15 protein-coding genes are annotated in these 13284 nt (G+C 69.3%); 7 read left to right on the forward strand and 8 right to left on the reverse strand.

Translation table 11 applies throughout. From position 1 onward, the window contains the following. The first annotated feature begins 90 nt into the window (after positions 1 to 90). Together ACFYYB_RS33940 and ACFYYB_RS33945 are read left to right on the forward strand one after the other, a co-directional pair. Positions 91 to 1065, forward strand: coding sequence for an NAD(P)/FAD-dependent oxidoreductase (locus tag ACFYYB_RS33940; protein WP_389440494.1), 975 nt, complete (start codon positions 91 to 93; stop codon positions 1063 to 1065). 26 nt (positions 1066 to 1091) lie between these two features. Beyond that, a complete protein-coding gene (locus tag ACFYYB_RS33945; RefSeq protein WP_389440497.1) occupies positions 1092 to 1316 on the forward strand; it encodes a Rieske 2Fe-2S domain-containing protein in 225 nt (74 codons plus the stop codon). A 235-nt stretch (positions 1317 to 1551) separates the two neighbouring features. Here ACFYYB_RS33945 and mscL read toward each other — a convergent pair whose 3' ends face one another. The 8 genes from mscL to ACFYYB_RS33985 all read right to left on the reverse strand — a co-directional run bounded on the left by mscL (position 1552) and on the right by ACFYYB_RS33985 (position 6687). After that, on the reverse strand, positions 1552 to 1995 hold the full coding sequence (mscL, locus tag ACFYYB_RS33950) for a large conductance mechanosensitive channel protein MscL (protein WP_389440500.1): 444 nt from the start codon (positions 1993 to 1995) through the stop codon (positions 1552 to 1554). 254 nt (positions 1996 to 2249) lie between these two features. Beyond that, positions 2250 to 2564, reverse strand: a complete 315-nt coding sequence (locus ACFYYB_RS33955; RefSeq protein WP_389440502.1) for a hypothetical protein — start codon at positions 2562 to 2564, stop codon at positions 2250 to 2252. Between the two features lie 135 nt (positions 2565 to 2699). Continuing rightward, positions 2700 to 3164 carry a DUF3618 domain-containing protein gene (locus tag ACFYYB_RS33960; protein ID WP_389440505.1) on the reverse strand — a complete coding sequence of 155 codons (465 nt, stop codon included), beginning with the start codon at positions 3162 to 3164 and terminating at the stop codon, positions 2700 to 2702. Next, a complete protein-coding gene (locus tag ACFYYB_RS33965; protein WP_389440508.1) occupies positions 3161 to 3583 on the reverse strand; it encodes a phage holin family protein in 423 nt (140 codons plus the stop codon). Before ACFYYB_RS33965 ends, ACFYYB_RS33960 begins: the two co-directional genes overlap by 4 nt. Before the next feature lie 92 nt (positions 3584 to 3675). Continuing rightward, a complete protein-coding gene (locus ACFYYB_RS33970; RefSeq protein WP_389440511.1) occupies positions 3676 to 4269 on the reverse strand; it encodes a phosphatase PAP2 family protein in 594 nt (197 codons plus the stop codon). Positions 4270 to 4293: 24 nt separating this feature from the next. Next, positions 4294 to 4473, reverse strand: a complete 180-nt coding sequence (locus ACFYYB_RS33975; RefSeq protein WP_389440513.1) for a hypothetical protein — start codon at positions 4471 to 4473, stop codon at positions 4294 to 4296. 40 nt (positions 4474 to 4513) lie between these two features. Continuing rightward, positions 4514 to 5557: a YihY/virulence factor BrkB family protein gene (locus ACFYYB_RS33980; protein ID WP_389440515.1), complete on the reverse strand. Its 1044-nt coding sequence runs from the start codon at positions 5555 to 5557 to the stop codon at positions 4514 to 4516. A 125-nt stretch (positions 5558 to 5682) separates the two neighbouring features. Then, entirely contained in the window at positions 5683 to 6687 is a 1005-nt protein-coding gene (locus tag ACFYYB_RS33985) for a magnesium and cobalt transport protein CorA (protein ID WP_389440518.1), read from the reverse strand. Between the two features lie 120 nt (positions 6688 to 6807). Between ACFYYB_RS33985 and ACFYYB_RS33990 the strand changes: the two genes are divergently transcribed. The 5 genes from ACFYYB_RS33990 to ACFYYB_RS34010 all read left to right on the forward strand — a co-directional run bounded on the left by ACFYYB_RS33990 (position 6808) and on the right by ACFYYB_RS34010 (position 13042). Further along, the gene (locus tag ACFYYB_RS33990; RefSeq protein WP_389440521.1) at positions 6808 to 7212 is read left to right on the forward strand and encodes a DUF1622 domain-containing protein; all 405 of its coding nucleotides are present in this window, start codon (positions 6808 to 6810) and stop codon (positions 7210 to 7212) included. A 380-nt stretch (positions 7213 to 7592) separates the two neighbouring features. Further along, a complete protein-coding gene (locus ACFYYB_RS33995; protein WP_389440523.1) occupies positions 7593 to 8438 on the forward strand; it encodes a hypothetical protein in 846 nt (281 codons plus the stop codon). A 505-nt stretch (positions 8439 to 8943) separates the two neighbouring features. Beyond that, on the forward strand, positions 8944 to 10902 hold the full coding sequence (locus tag ACFYYB_RS34000; protein ID WP_389440621.1) for an amino acid transporter: 1959 nt from the start codon (positions 8944 to 8946) through the stop codon (positions 10900 to 10902). An 857-nt stretch (positions 10903 to 11759) separates the two neighbouring features. After that, entirely contained in the window at positions 11760 to 11975 is a 216-nt protein-coding gene (locus ACFYYB_RS34005; protein ID WP_389440526.1) for a hypothetical protein, read from the forward strand. A 110-nt stretch (positions 11976 to 12085) separates the two neighbouring features. After that, the gene (locus ACFYYB_RS34010) at positions 12086 to 13042 is read left to right on the forward strand and encodes a TIGR03557 family F420-dependent LLM class oxidoreductase (RefSeq protein ID WP_389440529.1); all 957 of its coding nucleotides are present in this window, start codon (positions 12086 to 12088) and stop codon (positions 13040 to 13042) included. The last annotated feature ends 242 nt before the right edge of the window (positions 13043 to 13284 follow it).

Consider the following 13284-nt stretch of genomic DNA (forward strand, 5'->3'; position numbering starts at 1 on the left):
CAGATGGCCCGCGATACCGCTGGAGCGCACCGGGCCCTCGAACCTACCGACCATGAAGGAGCGCGGCGGCTGCCCAGTGGAGAGTGGCTGATGCGCGGACGCTTCGTCGGTGACGCACCGTGCCGTGACGGATACACTGGCGTACGCCCCGCCTATACGTACGGGCGCGATCCCGACGGCGTAGGGGCCTTGCGCGCGGAGGCCGGGGCGGCCCGGGCAGCCGGTCTCGACGCTTCGTTCGTCACCGCGACCGGCCTGCCGTTCCCGGTCGCCGGAGCCGTGAAGGTGGAGGACCAGGCGCAGTTCCATCCGCTCAAGTACCTGCGTGGCCTCGCCGCCGACATCGTCGCGCGCGGCGGCAGCATCCACGAGGGCACCCGCGTGACCACCCTCGACGACGGCGATCCGTGCCGTCTCACCACCGACTCGGGTGCCACCGTCTCCGCCCGGCACGTCGTGGTGGCCACCCACCACCCCGTCTTCGACCATGCCCTACTGGCCGCTCGACTGACCCAGCACCGCGACCTCGTGATCGCGGGCCCCCTGCCCGCCGGCCTCGATCCCCATGGCATGTACGTCACCGAAGAGGGCGGCAAGCGGTCGGTCCGCACGGCGCCACTCGACAACGGCAGCCGTCTCCTGATCGTCACGGGAGAAGCGTTCACCCCCGGCGAGGGCGAAGACACCGAAGCCGGATACGCACGCCTGCAGGCCTGGACCGGCCAGCACTTCCCCGGCTTCACTGTCACCCACCGGTGGGCGGCACAAGACAACAGCGTCACCGACACCCTGCCCCTCATCGGCCGACTGCCCGGGAGCGGCCAGAACGTATACGTCGCCACGGGCTTCGCCGGCTGGGGCATGACGGGCGGGGTCCTGCTGCGACGGTCATCGCCTCCCTCGTCGGCGGCGAGGAGCAACCGTGCGAGGGGCTCTACGACCCCGCCCGACTCGGCTCCGCGCTGCGCTCCGCCCCAGAGCTCCTCAAGGCCCAGCGGGACACCGGCAAGCACTTCGTCAAGGACCACCTGGACACGCTCGGCGAAGGCACCAACGGACCCGTAGGGAGCCTTCGGCTGGGCGAGGGGACGGTGGTCAGGGCCGGTGGCAAACCCTGCGCAGTACACCGCGACGACCGGGGCGGGCTGCACGCCGTGTCCGCCGTCTGCACCCACCTCGGATGCCTCGTCGCCTTCAACAACGCCGAACGCACATGGGAATGCCCCTGCCACGGCTCCCGCTTCGGCATCGACGGCGCAATCCTCCAAGGACCGGCACTCGAGCCCCTCGAACAGCCGGATCCCGGAAAGTTCTGACTCTCGCCGGGCCCCCGACCACCGCACCGGCCGCGGGCCCGGATCAGCCGAGGTTCAGTTCCAGACAGTCCGCCGCGGCACGCCGGTACAGGCGCCGTTATCCGCCCGCAGGAGCTCGTGGCCCTCATCCTTCAGCGCCAGCAGCCGAGCCCGGACACCCTGGTCGCACCCGGCGCGGACGAACTGCTCGGATTCCACCGGCGGGAGGCCTATGGATGCAAGGGCATCCGTTTGGCTACCCGGCGCGCTGGGTGATTTCCCCTGCCTGGGCGGGTACGGCGGGCAGGGGGACGGTGCAGGACGCGCAGCGCCTGGCCTGTGCCGGGACGGGGCTGAGACATTCGGGGCAGTCCCGCTTGGGGGCTTGGACGTCTTGGTGCGGGGCGAGACGTTCGTGGAGCTTGTTGATGGGCAGCACGACGAGGAAGTACAAGGCGTTGGCCAGGAGGGTGAAGCTGATCGCCGCGTTAATGAAGGCGCCGTAGGGGAACTGGGTGGCGCCCACGGTGAAGGTTTTGCGGCTCATGTCGCCGGTGGCGCCGGTGGCCACTCCTACCAGCGGTGTCAGGAAGGCGCCGACGAAGCCGTTCACCACGGCGGTGAATGCGGCGCCGATGACGATGCCGACGGCCAGGTCGACCACGTTGCCGCGCAGGATGAAGCTGCGGAAGCCCTTCACCTTCTCACTCCTTGAGGTACTCGACATTGACGGACAAAACCGGCTGTGTGGTCCGCTGCTGATAAGCACGGAGATCAGGCGGCGGCCGGTATGCGGGGGGACAGCACCCGTCAGCCGCGATCGGGGTGGCACATCCGGCGCAGGAGATCGCCGGGCCGAACAGAATGCTTGTGGGGCGCGCACGTTGTGAGTGTCCGCCGGGACGCGCTGCCGAGGAGCGGCGCTTGACGGGGGATTGCGGGGTGCGCTCGGTTCTACCGGTGGCGGTGCTGGCCGTCGCGGTGCGGGTACAGGGAGGTGAGCTTGTTCCAGTACTGCTCGAGGTGGGTGTCGGTTTCCCGCAGAGCCGGGTCCAGGAACGAAGTGTGCAGCTCCGCCACGTGATTGTGGGCGGTGCCGGCGCCGGCCGGTGGGGGCGCTGTCCGTCGCCAAGGAGCCCTGGCGGCGCTGGCACCGTGGGTGTCGCGGGCCGCGCGGGTGACCCACCAGCGGGCGAGCAGCACGGCGGTGCTCAGAGCGGCGGCTGTGAGGGCATGCAGCCCGTGGTGCGCGGCCACGACTTCCTCCATCGTTTTCGGACTACAGGGGCCGGTCGGCTCCGGTCGTGAGGGTGAGGCCGACGCCCCTTGAGGGCATCGGAGGAGATCATGCCGCCCGTGGCGCCGTGCGCCAGGCCGACCGGCCTCAAGAGGTCGTGGGTGCTTTCACCTGTTCCGGCGGCTGCGACGCAGGAGGAGGAGAACGACGAACGCGGCAGCTGGGGCAAGCAGGGGAATGCGGTTGGCCTTCGCCGTGATCGCGGCCGACTCGACCTTCTCACGGAGGGGGTCCGGGGTCTTCTCGGCGGCGAGCTGTCCGGCCCGGGCCGCGGTGTCGCGGACCTGCGTCGCGGCATAGGCCGTCTTGTCCAGGACCGGATCGGGCGTCTTGTCCGTGACCAACTGGGCGGCCTGCGTCGCCTTGTCCCGGATCTGGTCGCTCACCAGGGTGGCCTTCTCGGCGGCCTGCTCCTTGATCTCGGCCGCCTTCTCCTTGGCCTGCGCCTTGACGTCAGCCTTGGCCGCCAGCGCCTCCACGGTCTGGCCGAGTTCCTCGCGGGTGTGCTCCACCTGCTCGCGCAGCTCCTCGGTGGTGGGCGATTCCTTGTCTCCGTGCGAAGGGGTGTTCATCGGTGTGCTGCCTCCTTGATCTCGGCCAGGTCGGCCTTGACGCTGCCGATGGCCTGCTCGGGTGCGGGGGTGCCGGCCTTGACGATCTGCTTCTTCCCGGCCGCGGCCATCCCAGCGGCGACCGCTGCCAACAGGGCGGCGATGGTCAGAGCCGAAGCCCAGACCGGAAGGAGCAGGGCGAGGGCTGCGATCACAGCGCCGACCAGGGCCTGCGCCGCGAGGATGCCGACTACGCCGGCCCCGCCGAGCAGGCCGCCGCCCACACCGAAGCGTTTGCCCTTCTGGGTCATCTCCGCCCGGGCCAGCTGCATCTCCTCGCGAACCAGCTCAGAAATCTGCTGCGACGCCCGCGAAACGAGATCGCCCAACGATTCTTCGGTACCGCTGCCCTGGTTCGGGTGCCGTCCAACGGCGCTCATCTACTCTTCACCTTCTCCGCATACTTGGAGCGTTATGGCGCGATGGCTGCACGATGGCCGCCATCCGAGTCGCCCGTGGGGTGACGCGCCGGTCAACAGCCCCAATTCGTACCAGTGGTGCCCGGGATGGGGGCCTCAGCGTTACGCTTGACGGAGTCGACGCTCTCCCGGCAGGACCGATAGCTCTCGTAGTACTTCCTCGCCGAGTGATAGCCCTTGGCGCTCCGGTGCCCCGGACCTCGAGACGAGCCGCCCTGGCGAATCTTTTCCTCCTTGAAATGTGCACGCTGCTGCACGGCGCGCTTACCCCGCGACCCGGCCGTCACTCGCCAGCCGGCCGGATCAGTCCAACCGGCGCAGAAGGAGGCGGGGCGCTGTCCGGACCAAGCCGTGGCAGCCAAGCCAATACAAGCGCCGGCCGCTACGTCGGAGGGGTAGTGGACGCCGCTGTGGACCCGTTCAAGGGCCAGCAGCACGGCCGGGACGGCGCACGCGGCACCGGCCCACGGCCAGGAGGACCCTACGGACGCAGTGAAGGCCACGGCGGCGGCGGTATGCCCGGAGGGGAAGGATGAGCTCTCGGGCCGGTCCTCGACATCGTCGTGCGGGATCCACTCCTTCGGCGGCCGGCGCCGCTCCACGAGCTGTTTGACGACCCCGTTCGACAGCAGTTCCGCCACCGCCATGGCCGTGATGCCGGGGACCGCGGCCTAGCGGCCCCGCCAACCCCCGCCGGCCGCCATGATCATGGCGGCGGCCCACCACAGTTTCGTGTGCTCGGCAGCCTCCTCGACCGGCGGGAGTACCCGACGGGCCCAGGCCGAGTCCCAGGCGGCCATCCGTCTGGCCAGGCGGTGATCACCGCCGCGCATGGACTGCAGGATGTCCATGCTTCGCCGCCTTCCCACCCAGGCCTGCTGCACTCGCCGCTCACTCCATCCGGCGGCGGTCGCCGTCGCTCCATGCACGGGTGTCGCGGGGCTCCACATAAGGCTCCTCGTCCGCCGGCAGGCCGCCGGCGATCGCGCGCTGGCGACTGAGTTCGGCGTCGAACTCCAGGCCGAGCAGGATGGCCAGGTTGGTGATCCACAACCACACCAGGAACACGATGACGCCGGCGAGCGTGCCGTAGGTCTTGTTGTAGGAGGCGAAGTTGGCGACGTAGAGCGCGAAGCCTGCCGAGGCGGCCATCCAGATGGCCAGGGCCAGGAAGCTGCCCGGCGTCACCCACTTGAATCCGCGGCCCTTCGCGTTGGGCGCGGCCCAGTAGAGAATCGCGATCATGATCGTGACGAGGAGCACCAGCACGGGCCACTTCGCGATCGACCACACGGCCAGAGCAGTGTCCCCCACCCCCAGCGCGGAGCCCGCCTGCCGGGCCAGCGACCCTGAGAAGACGACGATGAGCGCACTGGCGCACGCCAGGACCATCAGGGTGACGGTGAGGGCCAGGCGCAGCGGGAGGACCTTCCACACCGGGCGGCCCTCGGGCACGTCGTAGACCGCGTTCGAGCTGCGGATGAACGCCGCGATGTAGCCGGACGCCGACCACAGGGCGAGGACCAGCCCGACGATCGCCAGCAGCGATCCGACGCCGGAGCGTCCCTGGAGCTGCTGCACCGCGTCGCTGACCACGTCCCGCGCCGAGCCGGGAGCGAGCTTTTGCAGGTTGTCCATGACCCGCTTCGTCGCGGACTCCCCCGCGATGCCCAGCAAGGACACCAGCACCAAGAGGGCGGGGAAGAGGGCCAGGACCCCGTAGTAGGTGAGCGCCGCGGCCCGGTCGGCGAGTTCGTCGTCCTTGAACTCTTTCACGGTGCCGCGCAGCACCGCCTTCCATGACCGCTTCGGCAGCTCGGTGAGCCGGTCGGGCGCCCGCTCCTCCACCTGCCGGTCCGGTCCCGCCGTGCTCTCGGGGCCGGTGTCCCCGCGCGCGTCGTCCTCACCCGGGCCTGGCTTCGATGTGCGTGTCATACCCCACGCCTTTCCAGCGCCGCCGCACTCATGTCAGCGAAGGCACGGGAGAAGCCGGTAGCCCTCTCATTGCCACCGTGCCTCGATGGTGGCCAGCGCCCTGCTCGACCCGGGCTCGCAAGGACCTACAGCCAGCCGTTGCGGCGGAAGGCCCGGTAGAGGGCTCCTGCCGCGAGTGCCATGAGGCCGACGGCGAGGGGGTAGCCGTAGGTCCAGCCGAGTTCGGGCATGTGCTCGAAGTTCATGCCGTAGACGCCGGCGACCATCGTGGGGATCGCGAAGATCGCCGCCCAGGCGGAGATGCGCCGCATGTCGTCGTTCTGCCACGTGCCCACGCGGGCCTGCTGCGCGCCGAGGACTGAGTCCAGCAGTTCGTCCAGGGTGCGTACCTCGATGTCCGTTCGGTGCAGGTGATCGGCAACGTCACGGATGTACGGGAGGACCTTCGGCTGGTTCGGCTGGTGCCTGTCCTCGCCGGGGCCGCTCAGGAGGCCCTGGACCACCGGGACGAGGGGCTGCACCGCGTCACGGAATTCGCGGACCTCCCGCTTGAGGGAGTAGATGCGCTCCGTGTGATCGATGCGAGAGGTCGAGAACACCTCGTCCTCGAGCCGGTTGAGCGTGGCGCGCACTCTGCGGGCGGCGTCGCTGTACGCGTCGACGGTCACGTCCAGCACCGCGTGCGCTACGGCCCAGGGTCCGTGGCGCAGCATGTCCGGGTCGGCGGCCAGCCGACTGGCGGCCTCGGTGCAGGGGTCCATTGGCCCGTGGCGCACGGTGAGAACACTGCGAGGTCCCACGAAGATCATGATGTCGCCGGTCTCCACCGCCGTCCCCTCTTCCACGTACCTGAGGGTCTTCAGTGCTACGGCCAGCACGTCGCCGAACCGCTCGCGCTTGGGACGCTGCCGTCCGTGCAGCGCGTCCTCCACGGCCAGCGGGTGCAGGCCCATCTCCTCGGCCAACTGGAGCAGTTCGCTTTCCGAGGGGTCTGCCAGCCGGACCCAGGCGAACTCGCCGTCACCCAGGTCCCGCAGCCGCTTGAGGGCCGACTGGCAGGCGTCTTCGGGCAGCTCACACTCGACGTGCTCCGAGCGGCCCGAGTCCTGGTCGTATATGACGCATTCCATCTCCCGCGCATGCTTCGCCAGCCTGTTTTCATGCACCGGCGGCCGGCTCTCTTTCGCAGTGTGGTGGGAGACACCGACAAGGGCCCGTGTAGGAGCGTGCACGCGGGTAAGAGCGGATCCATGAACGCGGTAGGGGAGTTGCTGTCCGAGTCCGGCGTCCGGGAGATGATCGGCTGGCTGGTGCACGTCATCGAGGCTGCCGGCGCACTGATCATCTTCGCCGGCACTGTGTGGGCCTTCGCCCGGTTCGCCACGACCGGTCTGCGCCGGCGTTCCCTCATCGGCGAGTTCAACAAGATCCGCCTCAGTCTCGGACGTTTCCTCGTTCTGGGGCTGGAGTTCCAGCTGGCGGGCGATGTCCTGCGCACGGCGGTAGCCCCCAGTTTCACCGAGATCGGCCAGCTGGCGGCCATCGCGGCCATCCGCACCGTCCTGAACTTCTTCCTCACCCGGGAGATCGCACAGGAACGCGCCGAGATCGAACGGGACCAGAAGGAGCCCGCGCCACGGCCCGCGACCCCCTGAACATCCGCCTCCGGGCCACCGGTGTGTGATGCGGGGCGGTGGGGAACACGGGCTGACGAGGTGATCGACTGTGCCCAGACCGGGCGAGGTAGCCGACCGCGTACGGGCGGCCGTGACGGAACGAATCGAATACCTGCGGCGCGCCGCACGAGGCCCTGGAAGTGAGCGGGACGATCTGATCCTGGGGGTCAAATCGGTGGTCGCGGCGATGGCCGCGTGGGTGATCGCCCGCTACCTGCTGCCGCCGACCGTGTCCACGTTCGCACCGTTCACTGCGCTGGTCGCCCTGCAGGCCACGGTGTACCGCTCGGTCCGCGACTGCGTCCAGTACCTCGCGGCGATGGCGGTGGGGGGCCGCACTCGCAGGCTCCCTGGCCGCTGTGGCGGGGATCCACTGGTGGACCTTCGGCCTCCTCACTCTGACCGCGCTCGGTTTGGGAAGGATCGAGCGGTTCGGCCAGCAGGGCACTCAGGTCGCCATCGTCGGCTTCTTTGCGTTCTCCTCCGGCCAGGGACGCATCGACTACATCGGCTACCTGGCCGCTTCGGTGGCCGTCGGTGCGCTGTGCGGTCTCAGCGCGCACCTCGTCCTCGCGCCCGCCCGCCACGTCCACCACCGGCAACAAGCAGTCGCCGACCTCTACACCGCGATGAGTCGACGTCTCGAAGACCTGGCCGAGATCTTCGCAGGAAACGATCCTGACACTCAGCGCATCGGGCACTGGCGCCGCGACTGGCGCAAACTCGCCGCCGAATGCGAGTGCATCCAACACGCCATCGCTACCGAGATCGAGAACACCCGCCTCCGGCCCCGCCGCCCCGCTAACCGCGCCGATACGGTCCTGCCCCGCGCCCGTGACGCCGTCACCGTCGCCGAACGCACCATGGACCACCTCCGCTCCCTGACCCGCACCCTCCACTACGCCCTGGACAGCGGAGAGATCCAAAACCTCCCCGCGTCCTTCCGGAACGCGTCCAGCTCGCTATTGCGAAGGGCGGCCACCGCGATGCAGGAGATCGGCCAAACCTCCCTCACCGACACCGGGCATCTGGACGGCCTGATCGACGACGCCACGGCAGAACTCAACCGCGTCGAACAACATGAACGAGCAGCCTCCGAAGACGCGCCGGCAGTCCACACCCTCCAGGGCACCCTCCTCACGGACATCGCCCGCCTTCTGACCGAACTCCGCTCCGGACACCAAGCCCTCACCCCGAAGGCCTGAACGAAGACGGCCCGCACCAAGGACCTCGCTCTCGCACGAACCAACGGACTTCGCTCGCTGCACCCCCGGCCCAGTCTCCCGCGCAGGGAGCGGCTAGGTATGGCAGCGGCAGCATGCCCAACGCACCTCGTTGTCGCGCAGAGCCGAGGGGGGGGACCTTCCGCGTTAGGGATGCGTCAAGGTTTCGTGGGTGAGGTCCCCGGCCGCAAGCTCGTCCACGTTCTGGAGGCGCAGGCCGGGGGGCCCGGCGGGGAGGTCCACGTCTGAGGTTTTGTCTCATTCGTGCTGATTGGTGGGGGCGCTAAGGGCCGAGGGCTGCTGGGGGACTGACCGGGCACAAGGGTGGGAGGCGTGCGCGGAGTCGGCTTGAGGGTGCGGTGTGCTTCGGTTGCAGCCCCATACTCGGTGCTCGTTGTGAGGCCCTGAGCTAGCGGCCGTCGCGCGGATACGTCAGGCAGGCCAGGAAGGGTTGATGGGGGACATGACGACAGCGAGCGATCCGGTGATGCCGGAGGTGGTCGACAGCCCCGCACCGCAGCCGCAGCCCACAGGCAAGCTGGCACAGTGGATGCTGCGCCATCAGGTGCAGCCGGTAGGGCCGGCGGCGGGTGAAGGGCACGGCGAGCCGCAGGCGTGGTGGAAGGTGATGTGCCTGACGGGGGTGGACTACTTCTCCAGCCTGGCCTACGTCCCCGCGATCGCAGCCCTTGCGGCCGGGGCGGTCTCACCGCTGGCAACGCTGATCATCGTGGCCCTAACTCTGCTGGGGATGCTGCCGATGTACCGGCGAGTCGCCAAGGAGAGCCCGCACGGTGCCGGTTCGGTGGCGATGCTGGAGGACCTGCTGCCGTTTTGGTGGGGCAAGCTGTTCGTGCTCGTCCTGCTCGGCTTCGTCGCCACCTCGTGGATCATCACGATCACACTGTCCACGGCGGACGCCGCCGTCCACGTGGTGGAGAACCCCTTCTTCCCCGCGGCACTGCACGGCCACGAAGTCGCCCTGACGGTAGTCTTGCTCCTAGTCTTGGGCGGGGTGTTCCTGCTGGGGTTCAGCGAAGCCGTCAGCGTGGCCATCCCTCTGGTCGCGGTCTTCCTCCTGCTGAACGCGGTCGTCATCGGCGTCGGCCTGGTCCACGTCTTCACCACCCCCGGCGCATGGTCGGCATGGACAGACGCGCTGGTGGGAGGCGGAGCAGGCTTCGGCGACCTGGCGGGCCCCGCGCTCTTGGCCTTCCCCCTGCTGGTGCTGGGCCTGTCGGGCTTCGAGACCGGCGTGAGCATGATGCCGCTCATCGCCGCCGAAGGCGCCGACCCGCAGCAGCGGCTGCGTTCGCGGATCCGCAACGCCCGCCGCCTGCTGACCACCGCAGCCCTCGTCATGAGCGTCTACCTGCTCTCGGCGAGCTTCGTCACCACCCTCCTCATCCCGCACGAGGCATTCGAACCCGGAGGGGCGGCCAACGGCCGCGCACTGGCGTGGCTCGCCCACGAGCACGTCGGGGAGGCCTTCGGCACCGTCTACGACGTCAGCACCATCCTAATCCTCTGGTTCGCCGGCGCCTCAGCCATGGCCGGGCTCGTCAACATCGTCCCCCGCTACCTGCCCGACTACGGCATGGCCCCCGAATGGGGCCGCGCCGTACGCCCCGTCGTCATCGTCTACACCGCCCTGTGCATCCTCATCACCATCGCCTTCAACGCCGACGTCGACAAACAAGCCGGCGCCTACGCCACGGGGATCCTGGCGATGATGGTCTCCGGCGCCTTCGCCGTCACCGTCTCCGTCGCACGCCACCGCCGCCGCGCCACCACCATCGGCTTCGCCCTCCTCACCGCGGTCCTGCTCTACGCCCTGGTCGCCAACATCATCGACAAGCCCGACGGAATCGTGATCTCCGGATTCTTCATCGCCGGAATCATCGCGGTGTCCCTGATCTCCCGTGTCTCACGCACCACCGAACTGCGCGCCGACCGCATCGTCTTCGACGCCGACGCCCGCCGGTTCATCGACGACACCCTCGCCCACGACAACTCGATCAACATCATCGCCAACCGCCGCCAGGCCGGCGACGTCGACGAGTACAGCGGCAAGGAACGCGAACAGCGCGGCGTCAACCCGGTCCCCGGACAGGCCGACGTCCTGTTCCTGGAGATCGACGTGGTCGACCCCTCCGACTTCAGCGACACCCTCACCGTCCGCGGCGTCGAAGTCGACGGCTACCGGATCCTGCGCGCCGACGCCCCGGCAGCACCCAACGCCATCGCCGCCATCCTCCTGGCCCTGCGCAACGCCACGGGAGTCCAGCCGCACTGCTACTTCGCCTGGGCAGAGGGCAGCCCGCTGGTCCACATGGTCCGCTATTTCCTCCTGGGCCGCGGCGACACCGCCCCGGTCACCCGCGAGATCATCCGCAGCCACGAACCCGACCCCGAGCGACGCCCCGGCATCCACGTCGGCGGCTGACCCGAACCCATGTGCCGCCCCAGGACGGGCAAGACCAAGAGGCCGGCCAGATGACATCCACGCCGGAACGTCGGAATGCGGCGCAGGGTCCTCATCCTCACCGTTGTCGCGGCCCTCATGGCGCAGCGGGAGCAGTCACCGGCTGGTGGTGGCTGCTCGGGATCGGTGTCTGGGTCCTGATCACCGAGTTCCTGATCGAGATGATCTACCGGCCGTAGACGTGGGCCCGGGCCAAATCTGTCCGGAGTAGCGATTACCCAACCATTTGCGGGCTGGCGCCCACCGACCAGGAGAACCGGTGAGCGCCACCTGGTGACGTGATGCGGGTTTTGTTCCTCGGAGAGCGGCTGACGCCGGGGTCCGAGGCCCGGGGACGGTGGTCTGAGCGCCATCGCCGGGGGCTGCCGGCAAGCCATGACGCTGCCGTGGCCGGGGAGGAGGCCTGGGCGTCGGACTTCCCGGTGCCGCGCGGACCCCGTGCGGCAGTCGTCGTGCCGGTGGCCGGAGCCGCGTCAGCATCGTTCTCCCGCACGGCCCCTGCCGACGAAGCCTCGCTGCAGTCCGGGCTGCGTGCTCCGCTGCCCATGCGTCTGACCCACTTCCGCCCGGACAAACGCCCCCTGCGAAAGGGACTCTGATTCGTCGTCAGAACTCTGACCAAGCCTCGGCGTACTCGGCGCTGCCGTTGCGGCCCTGGAGTCCGTGCGGGCCAGACGGTCGAAGTTCCCCTCCAGAACCGCGGGCCTGACGTCGGAAAAGCCGCGATAGGAGGCAGACTCGGCACTCGCGGGCAGGAGCGCTCGTCAGGGATTCAGCCGGGCCGCGGATGCGCAGATCACAGGCAAGGACACAGAGGCATGAGCCAGACAGCACGGCGGAGGATGGCGCTCCTCACCGACCAGCTGACCGGCGCGGCCGCCGCGCCCAGTGAGGCCACCGGCGGGGTGCCGCCGACACGTGCGGTCCTGGCACAGCTGGTACTTCTGTGCGGTGTTCCACTCCTCGGGCTCGCCGCGCTGGCGGCCCTGATGTGGCGTGCCAGCAAGCAGAACCGGCGCCGGAAGGCCCGGTAGGACTCCCTTGTCAGTCCCGCTCGGCACGCCGGCTGAAGGGGTTTGGCACCTGGTACCCCGGGCAGCCGCCACGGGGGCCGCTGTTCACCCTTTCTGGAGGCACGAGAGCCATGACATCGTTCGGATACTTTCTGTCCTGCGAGGAGTTCACCCCCGCCGAGCTCCTGGACCAGGCGCGCAAGGCCTCTGACGCGGGCTTTACCAGGCTGGCCATCTCCGACCACTTCCACCCCTGGAACGACGAGCAGGGCAGCAGCCCTCTGGTCTGGTCGATGATCGGTGCCCTGTCCCAGACCGTGGACCTGCCGGTCACCACCCTGGTCACCTGTCCCACCATGCGGCTGCATCCGGCCGTCACGGCCCAGGCCGCGGCCACATCGAGCGCGCTGCTGGGCGGCCGCTTCGCCCTCGGGGTGGGAACCGGTGAAGCGCTGAACGAGCACGTCCTCGGGGACCGGTGGCCCTCGTTCGACGAGCGCGCCGACATGTTGGAGGAAGCCGTCGAGGTGATGAGGAAACTCTTCACCGGGGATCAAATCAGCCACCGCGGCCCGCACTACACCGTGGACAACGCCCGCCTCTACACCACACCGCACGGCCGGCTCCCCGTTCACGTTTCCGGCTTCGGACCAAAGGCGGCGGAGCTTGCCGGCCGGATCGGGGATGGCTTCGTCACGATGGGTCCCGACGAGGAGGCCATCGGGCGCTTCCGGGACGCGGGCGGTGAGGGGAAGCCGGTGATCGGCGGACTGAAGGTGTGCTGGGGCGAGGACCGCGAGAAGGCCGTCGAGACCGTGCACCGGCTGTGGCCCAACGAGCAGCTGCCCGGCGAGCTGGCCCAGACCCTTCCGACCCCGGCCCACTTCGAACAGGCCAGCCAGCTCGTCACCCGCGGACAGGTGTCCGACAACGTGCCGTGCGGCAACGACGTGGAGGAGCACGTGAGCGCCGTACGCGCCTACCTGGACGCCGGCTTCGACGAGGTGTACATCGGTCAGATCGGTCCCGACCAGGATGCCTTCTTCACCGCATGCCGCGACAAGCTGCTGCCCGCCCTCCACGGATGAGACCCCGCCTTCTCGCAGCCCCGAAGAGTTGGGCCTGACGGAGAGGCGCCGCACCATGCCGGAGCCCCCCTACGGCAAGTCTGGGTACCCCTGCGGGGGAGACTGTGACCGTGGGCGCGGATGTGGCCGGGTTGCGGCACTTAACCCGGGGGCGGTGTGCGGCCCTGCGCCCTACCTTGATCCGTTAGCTGGCCCCTCTTCCGCCGGCCGCAGGCGGGACCACGCTTGGCAGCTTCGGTCCC

The organism is Streptomyces sp. NPDC002886, assembly GCF_042888445.1.
Lineage (GTDB): Bacteria > Actinomycetota > Actinomycetes > Streptomycetales > Streptomycetaceae > Streptomyces.

What these genes read in the sequence shown, in the direction of transcription:
- ACFYYB_RS33940 (WP_389440494.1), top strand. Translation starts at nt 91, where the DNA reads ATGCGCGGACGCTTCGTCGGTGACGCACCGTGCCGTGACGGATACACT.
- ACFYYB_RS33955 (WP_389440502.1), bottom strand. Translation starts at nt 2,564, where the DNA reads ATGGAGGAAGTCGTGGCCGCGCACCACGGGCTGCATGCCCTCACAGCC.
- ACFYYB_RS33960 (WP_389440505.1), bottom strand. Translation starts at nt 3,164, where the DNA reads ATGAACACCCCTTCGCACGGAGACAAGGAATCGCCCACCACCGAGGAG.
- ACFYYB_RS33965 (WP_389440508.1), bottom strand. Translation starts at nt 3,583, where the DNA reads ATGAGCGCCGTTGGACGGCACCCGAACCAGGGCAGCGGTACCGAAGAA.
- ACFYYB_RS33970 (WP_389440511.1), bottom strand. Translation starts at nt 4,269, where the DNA reads ATGGCGGTGGCGGAACTGCTGTCGAACGGGGTCGTCAAACAGCTCGTG.
- ACFYYB_RS33975 (WP_389440513.1), bottom strand. Translation starts at nt 4,473, where the DNA reads ATGGACATCCTGCAGTCCATGCGCGGCGGTGATCACCGCCTGGCCAGA.
- ACFYYB_RS33980 (WP_389440515.1), bottom strand. Translation starts at nt 5,557, where the DNA reads ATGACACGCACATCGAAGCCAGGCCCGGGTGAGGACGACGCGCGCGGG.
- ACFYYB_RS33985 (WP_389440518.1), bottom strand. Translation starts at nt 6,687, where the DNA reads ATGGAATGCGTCATATACGACCAGGACTCGGGCCGCTCGGAGCACGTC.
- ACFYYB_RS33990 (WP_389440521.1), top strand. Translation starts at nt 6,808, where the DNA reads ATGAACGCGGTAGGGGAGTTGCTGTCCGAGTCCGGCGTCCGGGAGATG.
- ACFYYB_RS34000 (WP_389440621.1), top strand. Translation starts at nt 8,944, where the DNA reads ATGCCGGAGGTGGTCGACAGCCCCGCACCGCAGCCGCAGCCCACAGGC.
- ACFYYB_RS34005 (WP_389440526.1), top strand. Translation starts at nt 11,760, where the DNA reads ATGAGCCAGACAGCACGGCGGAGGATGGCGCTCCTCACCGACCAGCTG.
- ACFYYB_RS34010 (WP_389440529.1), top strand. Translation starts at nt 12,086, where the DNA reads ATGACATCGTTCGGATACTTTCTGTCCTGCGAGGAGTTCACCCCCGCC.